This is a genomic window from Streptosporangium sp. NBC_01469, assembly GCF_036227305.1.
Lineage (GTDB): Bacteria > Actinomycetota > Actinomycetes > Streptosporangiales > Streptosporangiaceae > Streptosporangium.
Genome location: NZ_CP109465.1, coordinates 7,367,768 through 7,384,854, shown reverse-complemented (window position 1 = coordinate 7,384,854; position 17,087 = coordinate 7,367,768). Strand labels below are relative to the sequence as shown.

General features: G+C 72.1%; 18 protein-coding genes. 10 read left to right on the top strand and 8 right to left on the bottom strand.

Annotation, left to right across the window (positions count from 1 at the left end):
- Nucleotides 1-12 precede the first annotated feature (12 nt).
- Entirely contained in the window at nt 13-888 is an 876-nt protein-coding gene (locus tag OG587_RS32610; protein ID WP_329082115.1) for a diacylglycerol/lipid kinase family protein, read from the top strand.
- Between the two features lie 274 nt (nt 889-1,162).
- Here OG587_RS32610 and pgm read toward each other — a convergent pair whose 3' ends face one another.
- Nucleotides 1,163-2,800 carry a phosphoglucomutase (alpha-D-glucose-1,6-bisphosphate-dependent) gene (gene pgm, locus OG587_RS32605; RefSeq protein ID WP_329082113.1) on the bottom strand — a complete coding sequence of 546 codons (1,638 nt, stop codon included), beginning with the start codon at nt 2,798-2,800 and terminating at the stop codon, nt 1,163-1,165.
- 283 nt (nt 2,801-3,083) lie between these two features.
- On the opposite strand from pgm, the gene OG587_RS32600 reads away from it, so the two are divergent.
- The 3 genes from OG587_RS32600 to OG587_RS32590 are packed head-to-tail and all read left to right on the top strand — an operon-like array spanning nt 3,084 to nt 5,932.
- Nucleotides 3,084-4,025: an ROK family protein gene (locus OG587_RS32600; RefSeq protein WP_329082111.1), complete on the top strand. Its 942-nt coding sequence runs from the start codon at nt 3,084-3,086 to the stop codon at nt 4,023-4,025.
- Nucleotides 4,026-4,082: 57 nt separating this feature from the next.
- Nucleotides 4,083-4,832, top strand: a complete 750-nt coding sequence (locus OG587_RS32595) for a sugar phosphate isomerase/epimerase family protein (RefSeq protein ID WP_329082109.1) — start codon at nt 4,083-4,085, stop codon at nt 4,830-4,832.
- Nucleotides 4,829-5,932: a Gfo/Idh/MocA family protein gene (locus OG587_RS32590; protein ID WP_329082107.1), complete on the top strand. Its 1,104-nt coding sequence runs from the start codon at nt 4,829-4,831 to the stop codon at nt 5,930-5,932. Before OG587_RS32595 ends, OG587_RS32590 begins: the two co-directional genes overlap by 4 nt.
- 230 nt (nt 5,933-6,162) lie before the next feature.
- On the opposite strand, the gene OG587_RS32585 is transcribed toward OG587_RS32590, so the two are convergent.
- On the bottom strand, nt 6,163-6,378 hold the full coding sequence (locus OG587_RS32585; protein ID WP_329094240.1) for a hypothetical protein: 216 nt from the start codon (nt 6,376-6,378) through the stop codon (nt 6,163-6,165).
- A 17-nt stretch (nt 6,379-6,395) separates the two neighbouring features.
- Here OG587_RS32585 and OG587_RS32580 point away from each other — a divergent pair, with 17 nt between their 5' ends.
- Nucleotides 6,396-7,031 carry a hypothetical protein gene (locus tag OG587_RS32580; protein ID WP_329082105.1) on the top strand — a complete coding sequence of 212 codons (636 nt, stop codon included), beginning with the start codon at nt 6,396-6,398 and terminating at the stop codon, nt 7,029-7,031.
- A gap of 183 nt (nt 7,032-7,214) precedes the next feature.
- Here the strand turns inward: OG587_RS32580 and OG587_RS32575 are convergent, their stop codons facing one another.
- Nucleotides 7,215-7,676: a PPOX class F420-dependent oxidoreductase gene (locus OG587_RS32575; protein ID WP_329082103.1), complete on the bottom strand. Its 462-nt coding sequence runs from the start codon at nt 7,674-7,676 to the stop codon at nt 7,215-7,217.
- 211 nt (nt 7,677-7,887) lie between these two features.
- On the opposite strand from OG587_RS32575, the gene OG587_RS32570 reads away from it, so the two are divergent.
- Nucleotides 7,888-8,562, top strand: coding sequence for a fasciclin domain-containing protein (locus OG587_RS32570; protein ID WP_329082102.1), 675 nt, complete (start codon nt 7,888-7,890; stop codon nt 8,560-8,562).
- Here the strand turns inward: OG587_RS32570 and OG587_RS32565 are convergent.
- The gene (locus tag OG587_RS32565; RefSeq protein WP_329082100.1) at nt 8,549-8,746 is read right to left on the bottom strand and encodes a hypothetical protein; all 198 of its coding nucleotides are present in this window, start codon (nt 8,744-8,746) and stop codon (nt 8,549-8,551) included. The two genes, OG587_RS32570 and OG587_RS32565, sit on opposite strands and share 14 nt — an antisense overlap.
- A 69-nt stretch (nt 8,747-8,815) precedes the next feature.
- Here OG587_RS32565 and OG587_RS32560 point away from each other — a divergent pair, with 69 nt between their 5' ends.
- Nucleotides 8,816-10,462 (top strand): RecQ family ATP-dependent DNA helicase, encoded by a 1,647-nt coding sequence (locus OG587_RS32560; RefSeq protein ID WP_329082098.1) that lies wholly within the window; start codon nt 8,816-8,818, stop codon nt 10,460-10,462.
- 64 nt (nt 10,463-10,526) lie between these two features.
- Here the strand turns inward: OG587_RS32560 and OG587_RS32555 are convergent, their stop codons facing one another.
- The 3 genes from OG587_RS32555 to OG587_RS32545 all read right to left on the bottom strand — a co-directional run bounded on the left by OG587_RS32555 (nt 10,527) and on the right by OG587_RS32545 (nt 12,997).
- Nucleotides 10,527-11,345, bottom strand: coding sequence for an SAM-dependent methyltransferase (locus tag OG587_RS32555; RefSeq protein ID WP_329082096.1), 819 nt, complete (start codon nt 11,343-11,345; stop codon nt 10,527-10,529).
- A gap of 105 nt (nt 11,346-11,450) precedes the next feature.
- Complete coding sequence (locus tag OG587_RS32550; protein ID WP_329082093.1) at nt 11,451-12,266, bottom strand: SAM-dependent methyltransferase; 816 nt, start codon at nt 12,264-12,266, stop codon at nt 11,451-11,453.
- A gap of 302 nt (nt 12,267-12,568) precedes the next feature.
- On the bottom strand, nt 12,569-12,997 hold the full coding sequence (locus tag OG587_RS32545) for an ATP-binding protein (RefSeq protein ID WP_329082091.1): 429 nt from the start codon (nt 12,995-12,997) through the stop codon (nt 12,569-12,571).
- Nucleotides 12,998-13,302: 305 nt separating this feature from the next.
- On the opposite strand from OG587_RS32545, the gene OG587_RS32540 reads away from it, so the two are divergent.
- The 3 genes from OG587_RS32540 (at nt 13,303) to OG587_RS32530 (ending at nt 16,348) form a co-directional block, all read left to right on the top strand.
- Nucleotides 13,303-13,539 carry a DUF397 domain-containing protein gene (locus OG587_RS32540; protein WP_329082090.1) on the top strand — a complete coding sequence of 79 codons (237 nt, stop codon included), beginning with the start codon at nt 13,303-13,305 and terminating at the stop codon, nt 13,537-13,539.
- A 128-nt stretch (nt 13,540-13,667) separates the two neighbouring features.
- The gene (locus OG587_RS32535; protein ID WP_329082087.1) at nt 13,668-14,585 is read left to right on the top strand and encodes a helix-turn-helix domain-containing protein; all 918 of its coding nucleotides are present in this window, start codon (nt 13,668-13,670) and stop codon (nt 14,583-14,585) included.
- A gap of 110 nt (nt 14,586-14,695) precedes the next feature.
- Nucleotides 14,696-16,348, top strand: a complete 1,653-nt coding sequence (locus OG587_RS32530; RefSeq protein WP_329082085.1) for an SDR family oxidoreductase — start codon at nt 14,696-14,698, stop codon at nt 16,346-16,348.
- Nucleotides 16,349-16,494: 146 nt separating this feature from the next.
- Here the strand turns inward: OG587_RS32530 and OG587_RS32525 are convergent, their stop codons facing one another.
- Entirely contained in the window at nt 16,495-17,040 is a 546-nt protein-coding gene (locus OG587_RS32525) for a TetR/AcrR family transcriptional regulator (protein ID WP_329082082.1), read from the bottom strand.
- Between the last annotated feature and the right edge of the window lie 47 nt (nt 17,041-17,087).

Below are 17,087 nucleotides of genomic sequence, written 5' to 3'. Positions count from 1 at the left end.
TGGAGGAACGACATGGCCGAACTGCTGGCGATCTACAACGAGAGAGCGGGGAGCGCCGACGAGGAGGCCAGGACCGCCGCCCTCGAAACGCTGCGCGGCGGCGGCGCCGACGTGATCGAGGCGCCCGCCGGGAAGAAGGACCTGGACGAGATGCTCGACGCCTGCCCCGGCGGGGACGTGGTCGTGCTGGGCGGCGACGGCACGCTGCACGTCGTGGTCGCCACCCTGCACCGGCGCGGCGAGCTGAACACCCGCACGGTGGGACTCGTCCCGCTGGGCACCGGCAACGACTTCGCCCGCGGCCTGGGCATCCCGCTGGACCCGCCGGTGGCGGCCCGCGTCGTGCTGGCCGGACGGCCACGGCCACTCGACCTCCTGGTGGACGACGAGGGCGGGGTCGTCGTCAACATGGTCCACCTCGGCATAGGCGCGGAGGCGTCCGAGGAGGCCACGCCGCTCAAGCCGGCGCTCGGGCGGCTCGCCTACGCGGCGGGAGCACTGCTCGCGGGCGTGCGAAGCCCCGGCTGGCGGCTGCGCGTCACCGTGGACGGCCGTTCCGTCGGCGACGGGCGCCCGGTGCTCATGGTGGGGATCGGCAACGGCGTCACCATCGGCGGCGGCACCCCGCTGGCCCCCCGGGCCAGGCCCGACGACGGGATGGCCGACGTCGTCCTCTCGCTGACGACCGGCCCGCTGGACAGGATCGTCTACGCCCTCCGGCTGCGCCGGGGGACCCATCCCGGCCTGCGCGACGTGACCACCACTCGCGGCAGGGAGGTGACCGTGGAGGGCGGCCCGGTCCCGGTGAACGCCGACGGAGAGCTGACCGGCCGGATCACCCGGCGCCGCTGGACGGTCCTGCCCGCCGCCTGGCGCATGTTCACCTGAGGCCGCGCCCGCCCGGTCCGAGGTCGTGTCCAGGGAATTCCGGCCGCCTGGGGCATGTCCGTCCGAGGTCGTGCTCGCGGAGCCGGGTCGCCCCGCCGGGCGTACGTCCGAGGCCGGTTCGCGGGGTTCCGGGCGACGGGCGGGTACGTGTCCGAGGTCGTGCTCGCGGAGGCCGGTCGCCCTGCCGGGTGCACGTCCGAGGCCGGTTCGCGGGGTTCCGGCGGACCGGCGGGTGTCCACAGTCCGGGACGCGCCCGCCGGTCGCACGTCGTCGTCAGCCCAGGGACGCCGAGACCAGGTCGCGTGCCTCCTGCTGCACCTGCTCCAGGTGCTCGGGGCCCTTGAAGGACTCGGCGTAGATCTTGTACACGTCCTCGGTGCCGGAGGGGCGGGCGGCGAACCAGGCGCTCCTGGTGGAGACCTTGAGCCCGCCGAGGGCGGCGCCGTTACCGGGGGCCGAGGTCAGCACCTGGGTGATCTCCTCACCGGCGAGGCTGCCGGCGGTGACCTGCTCGGCCGAGAGCCTGGCGAGCACCGCCTTCTCCTCCCGGGTCGCGGGGGCGTCGACACGGGCGTAGGCGGGGTCGCCGAACCGGGCCACCAGGTCGCCGTAGTGCTCGCTCGGCGAGCGGCCCGTGGTCGCGATGATCTCCGAGGCGAGCAGCGCCAGGATCAGGCCGTCCTTGTCGGTGGTCCACACCGAGCCGTCGCGCCGCAGGAACGACGCCCCGGCGCTCTCCTCGCCGCCGAAGCCCAGCGAGCCGTCCAGCAGGCCCGGTACGAACCACTTGAACCCGACGGGGACCTCCATCAGCCGCCTGCCCAGGTCGGCGGCCACCCGGTCGATCATGCCGCTGCTCACCAGCGTCTTGCCGACCCCGGCGCCGGCGGGCCAGCCGGGCCGGTGGGAGTAGAGGTAGGAGATCGCCACGGCGAGGTAGTGGTTGGGGTTCATCAGCCCCCCGTCGGGCGTGACGATGCCGTGCCGGTCGGCGTCGGCGTCGTTGCCCGTGGAGACGTCGAAGGCGTCGCGGTTGGCGATGAGCGAGGCCATCGCGTACGGCGACGAGCAGTCCATCCGGATCTTGCCGTCCCAGTCCAGCGTCATGAACCGCCACGTCGGATCGGTCAGCGGGTTGATCACCGTCAGGTCCAGCCGGTGCCGCTCGGCGATCTCCCCCCAGTACGCGACGCTCGCTCCGCCCAGCGGGTCGGCGCCGATGCGCACCCCCGCCTCCCGGACGGAGTCGAGGTCCAGCACCGAGGGCAGGTCGTCCACGTAGTGGCCGAGGAAGTCGTACCGGCCGGTCGTGTCGGCGGCCAGTGCCCGGGTGTACGGGACCCGCCTGACCTCCTTCAGGCCGTCGGCGATCAGCGCGTTGGCCCGGTCCTGGATCCAGGAGGTGGCGTCGGTGCCGGCCGGGCCGCCGTGCGGCGGGTTGTACTTGAAGCCGCCGTCGCCGGGAGGGTTGTGCGAGGGGGTCACCACCACGCCGTCGGCCCGTCCCGAGGAGCGTCCCCGGTTGTGGGCCAGGATCGCGTGGGAGACCGCGGGGGTCGGGGTGTAGCCGTCCCGGCTGTCGATCATGACCGTCACCCCGTTGGCCGCGAAGACCTCCAGCGCCGACACCTGGGCCGGTTCCGACAGCGCGTGGCTGTCGGCGCCCAGGAACAGCGGGCCGTCGATGCCCTGCGCCGCCCGGTACTCCACGATGGCCTGGCTGGTCGCGAGGATGTGGTCCTCGTTGAACGCGACGTTCAGCGAGGAGCCCCGGTGTCCCGACGTCCCGAACGCCACCCGCTGGCCGACCTCGCCCGGGTCGGGGTGCAGGGCGTAGTAGGAGGTCACCAGACGGGCCACGTCGACCAGGTCGGACGGTCTGGCGGGCTGTCCCGCGTGTTCGTGCGTCATCGCAGTCTCCTCACATCACACCTGAGCTAACCGTATCTGCCCTTAAATCGGATAAGCCTGCACAACTCATAGTGGGCCGGTGGTGAACCGGTGGCTCCGCACTCCCGATAGGCCGTTGACAACGTTGTCATCGCCGTCGTACCTTCACCCTGTTTGCCCGGTCACTTGGGGAAAGCGCCCTTTGTGCCATCGATCACCGGAGGATCCCCTTGTACAGCCGCGTGGTGGCCCCGGTGGCCGTCTGCCCTCCAGTCGCGCTCCGGTATGCCGGGCGGTCCGGCCGATGACCGCCCTCGCGATCGACATCGGCGGCACCAAGTTCGCCGCGGCGCTGGTCCGGCCGGACGGGACCGTGACACGCAGGGTGGAGGTCCCGGTCGGCCGGGACCCCGAGGCGACGCTGGTCTCGCTCATCCGGGAAATCCGGGATGCCCGAGGCGTCCAGGATGTTCGCGATGCCGGCGCGGACACCGGCACCGGGGATCTGGTCGGGGCCGGCATCGGCTCCGCGGGCCCCCTCGACGCCGTCGCCGGTACGGTCAGCCCGGTCAACATCCCCGCCTGGCGCGAATTCCCGCTGGTCGGTGCGGTGAGCGAGCTCCTTCCCGGCCTTCCCGTCGCGCTCGCCGGAGACGCGCAGTGCATGGCGCTGGGGGAGTGGTGGCGGGGAGGGCACTCGCGCTCCCGTGCCCTGCTGGGCATCGTGGTGTCCACCGGGGTGGGCGGGGGTCTGGTCCTCGACGGGGTGCCGTACGTGGGGCCGACCGGAAACGCCGGGCACATCGGGCACATCGCCGTGGACCGCGACGGGGAGCTCTGCCCCTGCGGGGCGACCGGCTGCCTGGAGACGATCGCCAGCGGCTCGAGCATGGTCCGCTGGGCGCTGGCGAACGGCTGGAGCGCTCCCGGCGCGCATCCGGACGCCCGCGCGCTCTCGGCCGACGCCGCGCGCGGGACGCCGGTCGCCCAGCTGGCCTTCCAGCGGGCCGCCGACGCGCTGGCCACGGCGATCCTCACCACGGCGGCGCTCTTCGACATCGACGACGTCGTCATCGGGGGCGGCGTGTCCGGGGCGGGGGAGACCCTGCTCGCCCCGCTGCGCCAGGCGGTCGCCAAGCGGGCGGGCCTCGCCTTCCTGCGCCGCCTGAACGTCGAACGTACCGCCCTGGAACGCGACGCCGGCCTGTACGGCGCCGCGGCCCTGGTCCTCCCCGTCGCGGGATAGGGGACCGCGTTCTCTCCTCCGCCCGCAGGCGGAGGTGTCCACGCCTAAGGAGAACCGATGAGCTCACTCGCCGTCCAGCTGTACTCCGTGCGCGAGCAGGCGGCCGTCGACCGCCGCGCCGTGCTGCGCCGCATCGCCGGTATGGGGTACGGCGCGGTCGAGCCGTACGACGTGCACCTCGATCCGGGCGGTCTCCGCGACGACCTGCAGGAGGCAGGGCTCTCGGTGTGCAGCGTGCACGCCCCGCTCCTCGACGAGCGGCGCGCGGCCGCGCTGGCCGGGGCCGTCACCGTCGGCGCGGAGACCGTCATCGTGCCCGCCGCCCCCGCCGAGTGGTTCGCCGACAGGGAGGGGGTCGAGCTGGCGGCCAGGAACATCGGCGAGGCGGCCCGCGAGGCGGCCGACCACGGGCTGCGGCTCGGATACCACAACCACTGGTGGGAGCTGGAGCAGCGGGTGGACGGCCGTCCCGCGCTGGAGGTGCTGGCGGAGCTGCTGGACCCCTCGGTGCTGCTGGAGGTCGACCTCTACTGGGCGGCGACCGGCGGGGTCGACCCGTCGGAGCTGCTGACCCGGCTGGGCGAGCGGGTGAGCCACCTGCACGTCAAGGACGGCCCCGCCACCCAGGAGGGCCCGATGACCGCGGTCGGCTCCGGCCGGGTGCCCATCGTGGACGCGCTGAACACCGCGCCGGACGCGGTGCGGATCGTGGAGCTCGACCACTGCGCCACCGACATGCTCCAGGCGCTGGCCGACAGCCACGCCTACCTGACCGGTCTCGCCGGCGCCGGGCGGGTGAGCCCGTGACCGGTCCGCTCGGGGTGGCGATCGTCGGCTGCGGGAACATCAGCCACCAGTATTTGGGCAACCTCACCTCCTTCCCCGGCGTGCGGGTGGTGGCGTGCGCCGACCTCGACCTGGACCGCGCCGGGGAGGTCGCCGCGCGGTACGGCGTGCCGGTGGCGACCTCGCCGGAGGAGGCGATCTCGCACCCCGACGTGGAGCTGGTGGTCAACCTCACGATCCCGTCCGCGCACGCCGAGGTGGCGCTCGCCGCCGTCCGGGCCGGGCGGCACGTCTACAACGAGAAGCCGTTCACCGTGGACAGGGAGTCCGGCGCGCGGCTCGTCGAGGCCGCCGCGGCGGCCGGGGTACTCCTGGGCAGCGCCCCCGACACCTTCCTGGGCGCCGGGCTGCAGACCGCGGCCAGACTCGTCGCCGAGGGGGCCATCGGCACCCCGCTCACCGCCCTGACCCTGTTCCAGACGCCGGGCCCCGAGGCGTGGCATCCCAACCCCGAGTTCTTCTTCCAGCCGGGGGCCGGGCCGCTGTTCGACATGGGCCCCTACTACCTGACGACCCTGGTGACCCTGTTCGGCCCGGCGGCGCGGGTGTCCGCGGTCGGCCGCAGGGCCAGGGACGAGCGGGTCGTCGGCTCCGGCCCCAAGGCCGGGGCGCGGTTTCCGGTGGTGGTGCCCACCCACACGACCGCGCTCCTGGAATTCGCCGCGGGACAGGCGGCCACGCTGGTCTTCAGCTTCGACTCGCCGCTGCGCCGCACCGGGTTCGTCGAGATCACCGGTACCGAGGCGACCATGGAGGTGCCCGATCCCAACACCTTCGGCGGTGAGGTGCGGCTGCGCCGGGCCGACGACGACGAGTGGGTGCCGGTTCCCACCAAGGGCACCGAGGCCGGTCGCGGCCTGGGCGTGCTGGACATGGCCCAGGCCATCCGCGAGGGAAGGCCGCACCGGACCACCGGCGAGCTGGGCCTGCACGTCCTCGACACGATGATCGCCATCGCGGAGTCCGCGGAGCGGGGCGAGTTCGTGGAGATCGGGAGCACCTGCCGGGTGCCCGCCCCGCTGCCCGAGGGATGGGACCCGGCCGCGATCCGTTTCGGCTGACGGCGAGGACACGAGGGGCGGGCCGGGAGACGGCCCGCCCCTCGCGCGCGTCACTCGCCCGAGTCGTCGATCGCCCACGCGAGTGACCAGGCCGCCTCGGCTCCGTGGCCCCTTCACGGCGAGCGCCGGGCTGTCCGTCGTCGGCGGCGGTCCCCCGGCTTCCGCTCCGCGAGGGAGCCCCGGTGGGCGGTCGTGATCGGCGGGGCCGCTCCGGGGAGGAGCGGGGAGGTCTAGGGTGCCTGGTCGGCGGGGCCGACGATCCTCAGACCGGGGTCGGGGGACTTCTTGGAGGGCTCCCCGGAGGGCTCCTCCAGGCGGGCGCGGAGCCGGGTGCGGATCTCGTCCGGGGTGTACGCCTGCCGGCGGCGCTCGGCCCGCGCGATCACGACCCCGGTGGCCGCGACGCCCGCCACACCGGCCAGACCGAGTATCTTCCACCATCGCATGTGCCTACGCTATCGGAATGTCCGGCAAGAGCATCAGCCTCGATGAGGCCGTCAACCTGACCCGCACCGGCGACGTGTGGCTGTTCCGCGGTCGAACGGTGCCCGATCGAGCGATCCAGACCATGACGAACAGCCCCGTCAACCACGTCGGCATGTCGGTCGTCATCGACGACATGCCACCCCTGATGTGGCACGCCGAGCTGGGCCGCTCCCTGCCCGACCTGTGGTCGGGAACCCACCAGCGCGGCGTCCAACTGCACGACCTGCGGGAGGCGGTCACGGTCTGGGCCACCAGATACGGCCAGCGCGGCTGGCTGCGGCAGCTGGAGCCGCAGACCCCCCGCGAGATGGAGGACGCCGTCCTGCGCACCGTCGCCCGGCTGGACGGCACGCCCTTCCCGTCGACGGCCAGGCTCGCCGGCCGCTGGATGAGGGGGCGGGTGCCCAAGATCTTCAAACGGGGCGCGGAGGAGAGCGCCCTGGAGAGCGCCTACTGCGCCGAGGTCGTCGCGGTCACGTACGAGGCCATGGGGCTGCTGCCCGGAGGGCGGCGGCCGAACTGGTACGACCCCGGCCGCTTCTGGAGTGGTGACGACCTGGAGCTGACCGGCGGTTTCCGGCTCGGGGGAGAGATCACCGTGAAGCTGGGATAGTCCGCACGAGGAACGGGGAGGCGGGCACGGCCCCCGGCACCCAGGTGCCCGGCACCGCCCGCCCGGAGGTCGCGCGGGTCCTCGACGTCGGCGGCCTGGACCTGCGCCCCATCCCGTCCGGCCTGTCTCCTTCGCCAGGGAGCGGCTCGTGCCGCCGGGCGGGCCGGTTCCGGCGCCAGGCTCTCAGGCGAGCCGGGCGGGGAAGCCGCCGGTGGCGATGGGGCCCCAGCGCTCCGGGGTGACGCGCAGCAGCGACTTGCCCTGCCGCGCCATGGCCGCCCGATACTCGTCCCAGTCGGGATGCTCGCCGGAGATGGACCGGTAGTAGTCGACCAGCGGTTCGAGGGCCTCCGGCAGGTCGAGGACCTCGGCCGTGCCGTCCACCTGCACCCAGGGGCCGTCGAAGTCGTCCGACAGGACCACGACGCTCACCCGGGGGTCGCGGCGGGCGTTGGAGGTCTTGGCACGCTCGGGGTAGGTGGACACCACGATGCGGCCCTCGGCGTCGACGCCGCAGGCCACCGGGGACGCCTGCGGCCTGCCGTCGCGCCGTGCCGTGATGACCAGCGCGCGGTGGCGGCCACGGAGGAAGTCCAGAAGCCGGTCGCGGGAGACGACCTCGTTGGTTGCGATCTTTGGGCTCATGATTCCCACTCTACGGGGATACGGCACGCCCGAATTAACGCCCCACCGAATGGAAAATAGCTACCTCTCTCAGGAGATATGTGGTCAAGAGTCTTCTAATGGGGCATTTAGCACCAAATATCAGGGAATTGATCTCCAATGCAGGACATGAGTGGCTCGGGAACCCGCCGACGGACCCGGATGGCTCATCCGCCCAATCAAGGAGATAACCGTGAAGCAGAAGTCTCTTCTGGCATCGGCCCTGACCGTGCTCGCCCTGACCGCCGTCCCCGCCGCGCAGGCGGTCGCCGCCCCCGTACGGATCGTCTCTCCCACCCCGCTCCCGACCGACAGCGCCTCACCCACGGACTCCATGATGCCCAGCGAGAGCGCCGCGCCCACGGACAGCATGTCGCCCGAGCCTTCGGGTGCGATGACGGAGCCGTTCGGTCCCGGATGCGCGTCCCTGCCCGCCAGCGGCGAGGGCAGCCTCAGCGAGATGGCCTCGCAGCCGGTCGCCACCGCCGCCGCCGCCAACCCCTCCCTGTCCACGCTGGCCCAGGCGATCGAGCAGGCCGGCCTGACAGAGACGCTCAACTCCGCCAAGGACATCACGGTGTTCGCGCCCACCAACGAGGCGTTCGCCAAGATCCCGAAGGACCAGCTCGACAAGCTCCTGGCCGACAAGGCGGAGCTGACCAAGGTCCTGACCTACCACGTCGTGGAGGGGAAGAAGACTCCGGAGGAGCTGGCGAGCGGCGAGCTGACCACGATGCAGGGAGGGACGCTGACCGTCAAGGGCTCCGGTGAGGACTTCACCGTCAACGACGCCAAGGTCCTCTGTGGCAATATCCAGACCTCCAACGCCGTCGTCTACCTCGTCGACAAGGTGCTCATGCCGAAGTGAACGCGGTGAACGCGGTGAGTACGACGGCCGTGACGGCTGCGGCGGTCACGACGACCGCGGCGGCCGTCACGATCCCCGCGGCCGCCGTGCCCCTGACGGGAGAGCCGTGCCTCTGACAGGCCGGGCCCGTCTTCCGCTCGTGCCCGCGGCCCGCCCTGCCCGTCTCGTGCCCTCCGGTGATCAAGGGGGCGTTGTGTGACTAGTGCCCCGATCCGCGGGTAACTGGCCGTCACACGGCGGGAAGGCGGAGGGCATGAGCATCAAGGACAGGTTCGGGCCGAGGGCGCGGAGACTGCGGGCGGTGGCCCGCAAGGTCTTCGGCTGGCGGGACCTGCGGCCCGGACAGCTCGACGCCATGCGTCACCTGCTGGGCGGGGGCGACGCCCTCGTGGTCATGCCCACCGGCAGCGGCAAGTCGGCCGTCTACCAGGTGCCGGCACTGCTGCTCGACGGGCCCACCGTCGTCGTCTCACCGCTCATCGCCCTCCAGCGCGACCAGGTCGCCGGGCTGGCCGAGGCCGACGCGGGCGGAGCGGTCGCGGTCAACTCCGCGCAGTCCGGTGGCGAGGCGTCCCTGGAGGCCGTACGGGCGGGCACGGCCGAGTTCGTGTTCCTCTCACCCGAGCAGCTCGCCAAACCGGAGACGGTCGAGCGACTGCGCGCCGCGCGGCCCTCGCTGATCGCGGTGGACGAGGCGCACTGCGTGTCGGCGTGGGGCCACGACTTCCGGCCCGACTACCTGAGGCTGGGCCAGGTCATCGAGCGGCTGGGGCATCCGCCGGTGGTGGCGCTGACCGCCACGGCCGCCCCCGCGGTACGCGAGGAGATCGTCGCCGCCCTCGGCCTGAGGAACGTCCGCCAGGTCGTGCGGGGCTTCGACCGGCCCAACATCGACCTGGAGGTGCGCCGCTTCGTCACCCAGGAGGACCTGAGGCGGGCGCTGGTGGAGGACGCGGCGTCCCGCTCCGGGCTCGGCCTGGTCTACGTCGCCACCCGCCGCGCCGCCGAGGAGTACGCCACCGCGCTGCGCGAGGCCGGTCGCAGGGCCGAGCCGTACCACGCGGGGATGAAGGCGGCCGAGCGCCACGGGATCCACGAGATGTTCCGCGACGACGAGCTGGACGTCGTGGTCGCGACCTCGGCGTTCGGCATGGGCATCGACAAGCCGGACGTGCGGTTCGTGTTGCACGCGGCCCCGCCGGAGTCACCGGACTCCTACTACCAGGAGATCGGCCGGGCCGGGCGGGACGGCGAGCCCGCCGCCGCGGTGCTGTTCTACCGTTCCGAGGATCTCGGATTGCGCAGGTTCTTCGCCGGGGGACGGGCCGACGAGGAACTCCTGCTGCGGGTCGCCACGCTGGTGCACGAGCACGGCGGCACCGTACCCGCGGCAGAGATGCGAACCCTGCTCGACGTCGGCGCCACCCGGCTCACCCGGCTGGTCAACCTGCTGGAGCGGGCGGGCGCGATCGAGGTCACCGGGGACGGTGACCTGCGCCGGGTGCCCGGCGGTCCCGAGCCCGAGGCGGCCGCGGCGCGTGCCGTCGAGCTGGACGACACCCGGCGCCGCATCGACGACTCCCGGATCGACATGATGCGCGCCTACGCGGAGACCACGGGCTGCCGCCGCCGCTTCCTGCTCGAGTACTTCGGCGAGCCGCGCGAGCGCAGCTGCGAGGCCTGCGACACCTGCCGCGCGGGCCTGCCCGACGAGCCGGAGGCCATGGCCGGGGACGGCGGGCCCTTCGCGATGCACGCCAGGGTGCGGCACAGCGCCTGGGGTCCGGGGATGGTGATGAGCAGGGAGAGCGACCGGATCACGGTGCTCTTCGACGAGGTCGGCTACAAGACGCTCTCGCTGGAGGCCGTGGAGCGCGACGACCTCCTGGTCGCGGGCTAGGCCGGGCGCGCGGGACCCGCCGGTCGCGGGCCTGGCCGGTGCCGCCGGCCCCCGTCAGCCCTCGTCAGCCCTCGATCTTGCGGGCCACCGCGCCCATCGTCCACGTCTTGTCGCGGCCCTGCGCGGCGAGCGGGTTGTCGGGGTGCCAGTGGCGTATGTAGACCAGGCCCGGATCGACCAGCTCCAGCCCGTCGAAGAAGCGCAGCACCTGCTCGCTCCGCCGCGAGGCGTCCTCAGTGCGGCCGAGGACCCGCTGGAAGATCTCGACCAGCGGGGCCTTGACCTCCGAGCGCGTGTCGAAGACGACGTGGCCGATGCCGAAGTGGCTGCCGACCGGCACCGCGTCGCGCAGGATGGCCACGCTCTTGTGCGGGTCGTCCTCGTCGGGGATGAACTGCAGGGCCGACAGGATCAGCACGGCCACCGGCAGGTCCAGGTTGACCAGGCGCAGCAGTTCCGGGTCGGTGAGCAGCTCGCGGGGGTGCAGGACGTCGCCCTCGACGGCGGTGGTGTACGGGTTGGTGGCCAGCGTGGCGCGGGCGTGGGAGAGCACCACCGGGTCTTTGGAGACGTAGACCACGCGGGTGTCGGGCGCGATCTCCTGGGCCACCTGATGGACGTTGCGGCGGTTGGGCAGCCCGGAGCCGATGACGACGAACTGGGTCATGCCCTGTCCGACGAGATAGCGCACCACCCGGCCCAGGAACGCCTGGGCCTCATGTGTCATGGCCCTGACCTCGGGCGCGATGGCGAGCACCTCCTCGGCCGCCTTGCGGTCGGCGGCGAAGTTGTCCTTACCGCCCAGGAAGTAGTCGTTCATTCTGGCGATGTTGGGAACGCTGGTGTCCAGGCCCGCCCCCGGCCGCCGGGACGCGTCACTCATGTGTCATCTCCTCTGTTGCCTGTGACACTAAAGAACCGCGCGTTGTGTGAACAGATGTCAAGGCGCAGTGAATACATAAAAAACCCGGTTATTTCCCAAGAAAGTCTATTCCTTGCGGGCAACTCCGCCGACGACCCAGATGGAGTCCGGCCGGTGGGGTGCCTCGCCCTCCGGCCGCCACTCGGGGATGTAGACGACGCCCGGCTCGACCGGTTTCAGCCCGTCGAGGAAGAGCTCGACCTCGGCCTTGGTCCGCAGGTTCGTGCGGCGGGGACCGGTGATCGACCCGCTGTCCTGGAAGAGGGCGGCGAGCCGCGCGGTCCTCTCCGGGTACAGGTCCGAGACGGCGTGGGAGAGGGCCATGTAGCTGCCCGGCACGAGGGCCTTCTGCAGGGCGGCCGTGGACTGCAGGGCCTGCACGTCGTCGGGGATGTCGGTCAGCATCGAGAACAGCAGGATCGCCGCGGGCTCGTCGAGGTCGATCACGTCGGTGAGGCCGGGATGCGCCAGGAGCCGCTCCGGGTCGCGGAGGTCCGCCTCGATGACCGTGGCCGGGCTGTTCTCCTTCAGGAGGGCCTGGGCGTGGACGACCACCATCGGATCGTTGTCGACGTAGACGACCCGCGCCTCGGGCGCGATGCCGCGCAGGATCTGGTGCACGCTGCCCTGGGTCGGCAGGCCGCAGCCGATGTCGACGAACTGGCGGATGCCGGCCTCCACCAGGAACCGCACGGCGCGGCCGAGGAATCTGCGCCCCTCCCGTGACATGGCGGGGAGCTCGGGGGCGATCGAGAGTGCCGCCTGCGCGGCGGCGCGGTCGGTGGCGAAGTTGTCCTTGCCACCCAGGAAGTAGTCGGTTATCCGGCCCGCGTTCGGGATGGTGGGGTCGAACCTGAGGCGCTCAGGTTGTGGCGACGCCATGATGCCCTCCATCCAGCCATGCGGTTCCAGCGGACATTATCGACCTTCCGCCCACGCTGTGATGTATTTCTTGGCAGAGTCTCCTTCTGTTCGTGTCACTTTTTGGGCACTCGGCCGCCCATGTCCCGCTCCCGTCCCCCCCGCCGCAGGCGGGGCCGGGCCGCGCTCACGGCGCCGCGCCGCTGGTGGCGGGCCTCCGTGCCGTCGGCCACGGGTTTCCCGGTTCCGCCGGAGAGAGGTTCCGGGGTGCCGTCGGTGTGACGGATTTCCGGGTGTCGCCGGTGGCGGGCCTTCGCATGGCGTCAGTGGCAGGCCTCCAGGTGGCGTTCACCTCTCGGGGGCAGGGCGAAGGCCGCCCACACCGCCTTGCCGCGGCTCTCCAGCGGAGCCCAGCCCCACGTCTCGCTGACGCCGTCGACCAGCTGGAGTCCCCGGCCGTTCTCCGCCTCGTAGTCGGGCTCGCGCAGGCAGGGTCCCTGGTCGCTGGGGTCGGTGACCGCGCACAGCATCGACCGCTCGGTGTGGCAGAGGATCACCTTGACCTCGGGGAAGGAGCGGGCGTGCAGGACACCCCGCGTGCCGTGGCGTACGGCGTTGGTCACGAGTTCGGAGACCACGACGCCGGTGTCGTCGATCAGCGGCTCCAGCTCCCAGGCTCGCAGGGCCCTGGTGGTGAACTCGCGGGCGGTCCGTGCCGCGCACGGGTCGTAGCGGAGGCTGCGCACGGCCATCTGTAACTGGCCGGCGTGGCCCTCTTCGCCTGCCCAGGGGGGCAGGCCGCTTGGGGGGAGTAGGTGATCAAGCATCGACAACCACCGTTCCCACCCTCCGATCTCAGCTCGGATGGGTGTGGCTTCATGTCTTTGGTAACCAGTCATCGGCGACCTTGCGGAGGGGGGCGATCGTATGGCGAGGTTGATCCGTCTAGTCATCTTGCCTTCCGTAATGTGCATAGGCAAGTACAGATGCACGTGCATCTGCACAAAAAGCTCTATGCTCGAGGTGTGTATCCCTCCCTGATCGGTGAGAGGCGAGGATGAACCAGCTGTACAACGGCATGTCAGCCGCCCTGATGGACGGCGTCGTCTGGCGCAAGAGCCACTTCAGCAACCCCAGCGGCAACTGCGTGGAACTCGCGGAGCTTCCCGACGGCAGGGTCGCGATGCGCAACTCCCGCGACCCCGAGGGGCCCGCGCTGATCTACACCCGCCGCGAGGCCGACGACTTCGTCCGCAGGGTGAAGGGCGGGGAGTTCGACGATCTGATCATCTGAAAATCCGCGGCTGTGGTTGAAAGATAAAACTCTCTATAGTCTGAGCGCGGCGAGCGGAGTACCGTGAAGGCTCGCGATCGCCACAAAGAGTGGGCAGAGGCTCGCGTTCCGCGCCCAAAGGACTGTAGATGATCACACCTAACGCCGACGGCCGGCCGGTCAGTCCCACCCCCATGGCCGCGCCGAGGGGTAGCTCCACCGTGCTGCGGATCGTTCTGGGCGCGCAGCTCCGCCGCCTGCGCGAGCATCGGGGCATCACGCTGGAGGAGGCGGGGCACTCCATCCGCGCCTCGCACTCCAAGGTCAGCCGCATGGAGCTCGGCAGGGTCAGCTTCCGGATCAGGGACGTGGCCGACCTGCTCACCCTGTACGGGGTGACCAGCGACGCCGAGCGTGAGCCGCTGCTGTCCCTCGTCGAGAAGGCCAACCTCACCGGCTGGTGGCACAACTACAACGACGTGCTGCCCCCCTGGTTCGAGACGTACGTGGGCCTGGAGGAGTCGGCCACCGGCATCCGCAACTACGAGGTCCAGTTCGTGCCCGGCCTGCTGCAGAGCGAGGGCTACGCGCGGGCCGTCGTCCAGCTGGGCTTCCCCTCGGCCTCCGCCGAGGAGCTGGACCGCAGGGTGAAGCTGCGCATGGCACGCCAGCGGCTGCTGCACCGCCCGGAGCCGCCCCATCTGTGGGCCGTGCTGGACGAGGCGGTGCTGCGCCGCCCGCTCGGCGGGGTCCAGGCGATGTGCGAGCAGATCGACCACATCCTGCGGGCGCTCGAACTGCCCAACGTGACCGTCCAGATCGTGCCGTTCAGCGTCGGCGGCCACGCCGCGGCCGGAGGGCCCTTCAGCATCCTGCGGTTCTCCCAGCCCGACCTGCCCGACGTCGTCTACATGGAGCAGCTCACCAGCGCCGTCTACCTGGAGAAGCGCGACGACGTCGACAGCTACCTGGAGGTCATGGAGCGCCTGTGCATCGAGGCCGAGCCCGTCACGCGCACCCGTGAGATCCTCCTGGGGATCCGCGAGGAGTTCCAGCGGAGGCTCTGAGCCGGAGAACGCGGTGAACCCGGCGGTGAACACAGCGGTGAACGCGAAGCCGTGAGCCCGTGACGCGGCCCGGCCGCAACCGCCGGGCGGCGCCGTACGAAGATGTCTGAATGAGATGTCTCGTGACCGGCGCGACCGGATACATCGGGGGGCGGCTCGTCCCCGAACTGCTGGACGCGGGGCACGAGGTCCGCTGCATGGTGAGGTCGGCCGGCCGCCTGCGCGACCAGCCGTGGGCCTCCAGGGTCGAGGTCGCCCAGGCGGACGCCTCCGACGCCGAGCAGGCCGCCGGGGCCCTGGAGGGCGTCGAGGTGGTCTACTACCTGATCCACACGATGGGCGGGGGAAGCGACTTCGCCGCCGCCGACCGTGAGGCGGCCACCACCTTCGCCGCCGCGTGCGAGCGCGCGGGGGTCCGCCGCGTCGTCTACCTCGGCGGTCTCGTCCCGGACGAGAGGCACTCGTACCCCGGTGGTCCCGCGCCGGACGAGAGGCTCTCGCCGCACATGAGCTCCCGCGTCGAGGTGGGGGAGATCTTCCTGAGCTCCTCGGTGCCCGCGGTGGTGCTGCGGGCGGCGGTCATCATCGGATCCGGCTCCGCCTCCTTCGAGATGCTGCGCCACCTCACCGAACGGCTGCCCGTGATGACGACGCCGCGGTGGGTCGGCACCAGGACGCAGCCCATCGCGATCCGCGACGTCCTGCGCTACCTCGTGGCCTGGGCCTCCATCGAGGAGGAGGTGAACCGCTCCTTCGACATCGGCGGCCCGGACGTGCTCACCTACGCCGACATGATGCGGGCCTACGCGGAGGTCGCCGGGCTGCCCCCGCGGCTGATCATCCCGGTCCCGCTGCTCAGCCCCGGCCTGTCGAGCCACTGGGTGGGGCTGGTCACCCCGGTCCCGGCGGCCCTGGCCCGCCCGCTGGTGGAGTCGCTGCGCAACGAGGCCGTCTGTGGCGAGCACGACATCGCCCGTTACGTCGAGGACCCGCCCGGCGGCCTGGTCGGGCTGAGGCGGGCGGTCGAACTCGCCCTCCAGCGCGTCAAGGAGGCCAAGGTCCTCACCCGCTGGTCCTCGGCCTCCACCCCCGGCGCGCCGAGTGACCCGCTGCCCACCGACCCCGACTGGGCGGGCGGCAGCCTGTACGTGGACGCGAGGGCCCGCCGGGTCGACACCTCACCGGAGGCTCTGTGGGCGGTTGTCGAGGCGGTCGGCGGAGAGGTGGGCTGGTACTCCCTGCCCCTGGCCTGGAGCCTGCGCGGCCTCCTCGACCGGCTGGTCGGCGGCGTGGGCCTGCGCAGGGGGCGTCGCGACCCCCGGCGGCTCAGGGTGGGCGACTCGGTCGACTTCTGGCGGGTCGAGGAGGTCGAGCCGGGACGCCTGCTGCGGCTGCGCGCGGAGATGCGCCTGCCCGGTCTCGCCTGGCTGGAGATGCGGGTGCTCACCCACCGGGGAGAGACCGTCTACGGCCAGCGGGCGATCTTCCATCCCCGCGGCCTGGCCGGGCACCTCTACTGGTGGTCGGTCGCGCCCTTCCACAGCCTGATCTTCGGGCCGATGCTGCGCAACGTGGCGACGACCGCCGAACGCGGCGTCTCGACAGGGGTCCGGGCGTCCCCGGACGCCGCCCCGCCCGCCCGGGGTGACTTCGGGGACGGCGGAGCGAAGGACGCCGTCCGCGCGAGGCCGTCCGTCACCTCGGCGCGACCGCCGGGCGGCGGTCCCGGGGACGGTGAGGTGGGGGGCGCCGGCCGCACCTGACCGCCGGACCGTCCCACCGGACCGTCCCACCGGACCGTCCCACCGGGCCGTCCGCCGGCCGCATCCGACCGCCGGGCCGTCCGCCGGCCGCATCCGACCGCCGGGCCGTCCGCCGGCCGCGCCCGTCCACCGGGCCGTCCGCCGTCTCACCGCTCGTCGTCGGGGGCGACGAGGACGTCGACGATGTCCTCGTACATGAGCCCCTTGTGGGCGAACTGTCCCGCCACCGCGAGCTCCGCCAGGCCGTGGGCGGTCGCGAGCAAAGCCATCACCCGTGCCTTGTGCGCCGGGCCCTCCCAGGGGCCTCCCAGGCCGAGCGCGGTCATCACCTGGTCGATCGCCGTCTCCAGCTCCGGGTGGCTGCCCGCGAGGAACTCCGAGGCGAACACCAGCCGGTACTCCTCAGGGTGCGCCGCGGCGTACTCGACGTAGCTCAGGTAGAAGGCCCGCAGCCGGTCGCGCGGGCCCGCCCCCTCCCCGATCGCCCCGGCGATGTGCGCGGTGAGGTCGGCGAGGACCCGGACGGCGAGCGCCGCCAGCAGCGCGGTCTTGTCGGCGAAGTGCCGGTAGGGGGCCGTACGGGACAGGCCGGCCAGGTCGCCGACGGCGCGCAGCGTCACGGCGTCGAGGCCCTCCTCGCGCAGCAGTCTCAGCGCGCTCTCGACCAGGCGGGTCCTGGTGTCGTCCACCATGTGGGTCCCTTCCCCGGCATCCCGTGTTGACAACGTCAACGTACCTG

What these genes read in the sequence shown, in the direction of transcription:
- OG587_RS32560 (WP_329082098.1), top strand. Translation starts at nt 8,816, where the DNA reads ATGAGCATCAAGGACAGGTTCGGGCCGAGGGCGCGGAGACTGCGGGCG.
- OG587_RS32550 (WP_329082093.1), bottom strand. Translation starts at nt 12,266, where the DNA reads ATGGCGTCGCCACAACCTGAGCGCCTCAGGTTCGACCCCACCATCCCG.
- OG587_RS32610 (WP_329082115.1), top strand. Translation starts at nt 13, where the DNA reads ATGGCCGAACTGCTGGCGATCTACAACGAGAGAGCGGGGAGCGCCGAC.
- pgm (WP_329082113.1), bottom strand. Translation starts at nt 2,800, where the DNA reads ATGACGCACGAACACGCGGGACAGCCCGCCAGACCGTCCGACCTGGTC.
- OG587_RS32555 (WP_329082096.1), bottom strand. Translation starts at nt 11,345, where the DNA reads ATGAGTGACGCGTCCCGGCGGCCGGGGGCGGGCCTGGACACCAGCGTT.
- OG587_RS32580 (WP_329082105.1), top strand. Translation starts at nt 6,396, where the DNA reads ATGTCCGGCAAGAGCATCAGCCTCGATGAGGCCGTCAACCTGACCCGC.
- OG587_RS32535 (WP_329082087.1), top strand. Translation starts at nt 13,668, where the DNA reads ATGATCACACCTAACGCCGACGGCCGGCCGGTCAGTCCCACCCCCATG.
- OG587_RS32530 (WP_329082085.1), top strand. Translation starts at nt 14,696, where the DNA reads ATGAGATGTCTCGTGACCGGCGCGACCGGATACATCGGGGGGCGGCTC.
- OG587_RS32540 (WP_329082090.1), top strand. Translation starts at nt 13,303, where the DNA reads ATGAACCAGCTGTACAACGGCATGTCAGCCGCCCTGATGGACGGCGTC.
- OG587_RS32545 (WP_329082091.1), bottom strand. Translation starts at nt 12,997, where the DNA reads ATGGCCGTGCGCAGCCTCCGCTACGACCCGTGCGCGGCACGGACCGCC.
- OG587_RS32585 (WP_329094240.1), bottom strand. Translation starts at nt 6,378, where the DNA reads ATGCGATGGTGGAAGATACTCGGTCTGGCCGGTGTGGCGGGCGTCGCG.
- OG587_RS32525 (WP_329082082.1), bottom strand. Translation starts at nt 17,040, where the DNA reads ATGGTGGACGACACCAGGACCCGCCTGGTCGAGAGCGCGCTGAGACTG.
- OG587_RS32595 (WP_329082109.1), top strand. Translation starts at nt 4,083, where the DNA reads ATGAGCTCACTCGCCGTCCAGCTGTACTCCGTGCGCGAGCAGGCGGCC.
- OG587_RS32600 (WP_329082111.1), top strand. Translation starts at nt 3,084, where the DNA reads ATGACCGCCCTCGCGATCGACATCGGCGGCACCAAGTTCGCCGCGGCG.
- OG587_RS32575 (WP_329082103.1), bottom strand. Translation starts at nt 7,676, where the DNA reads ATGAGCCCAAAGATCGCAACCAACGAGGTCGTCTCCCGCGACCGGCTT.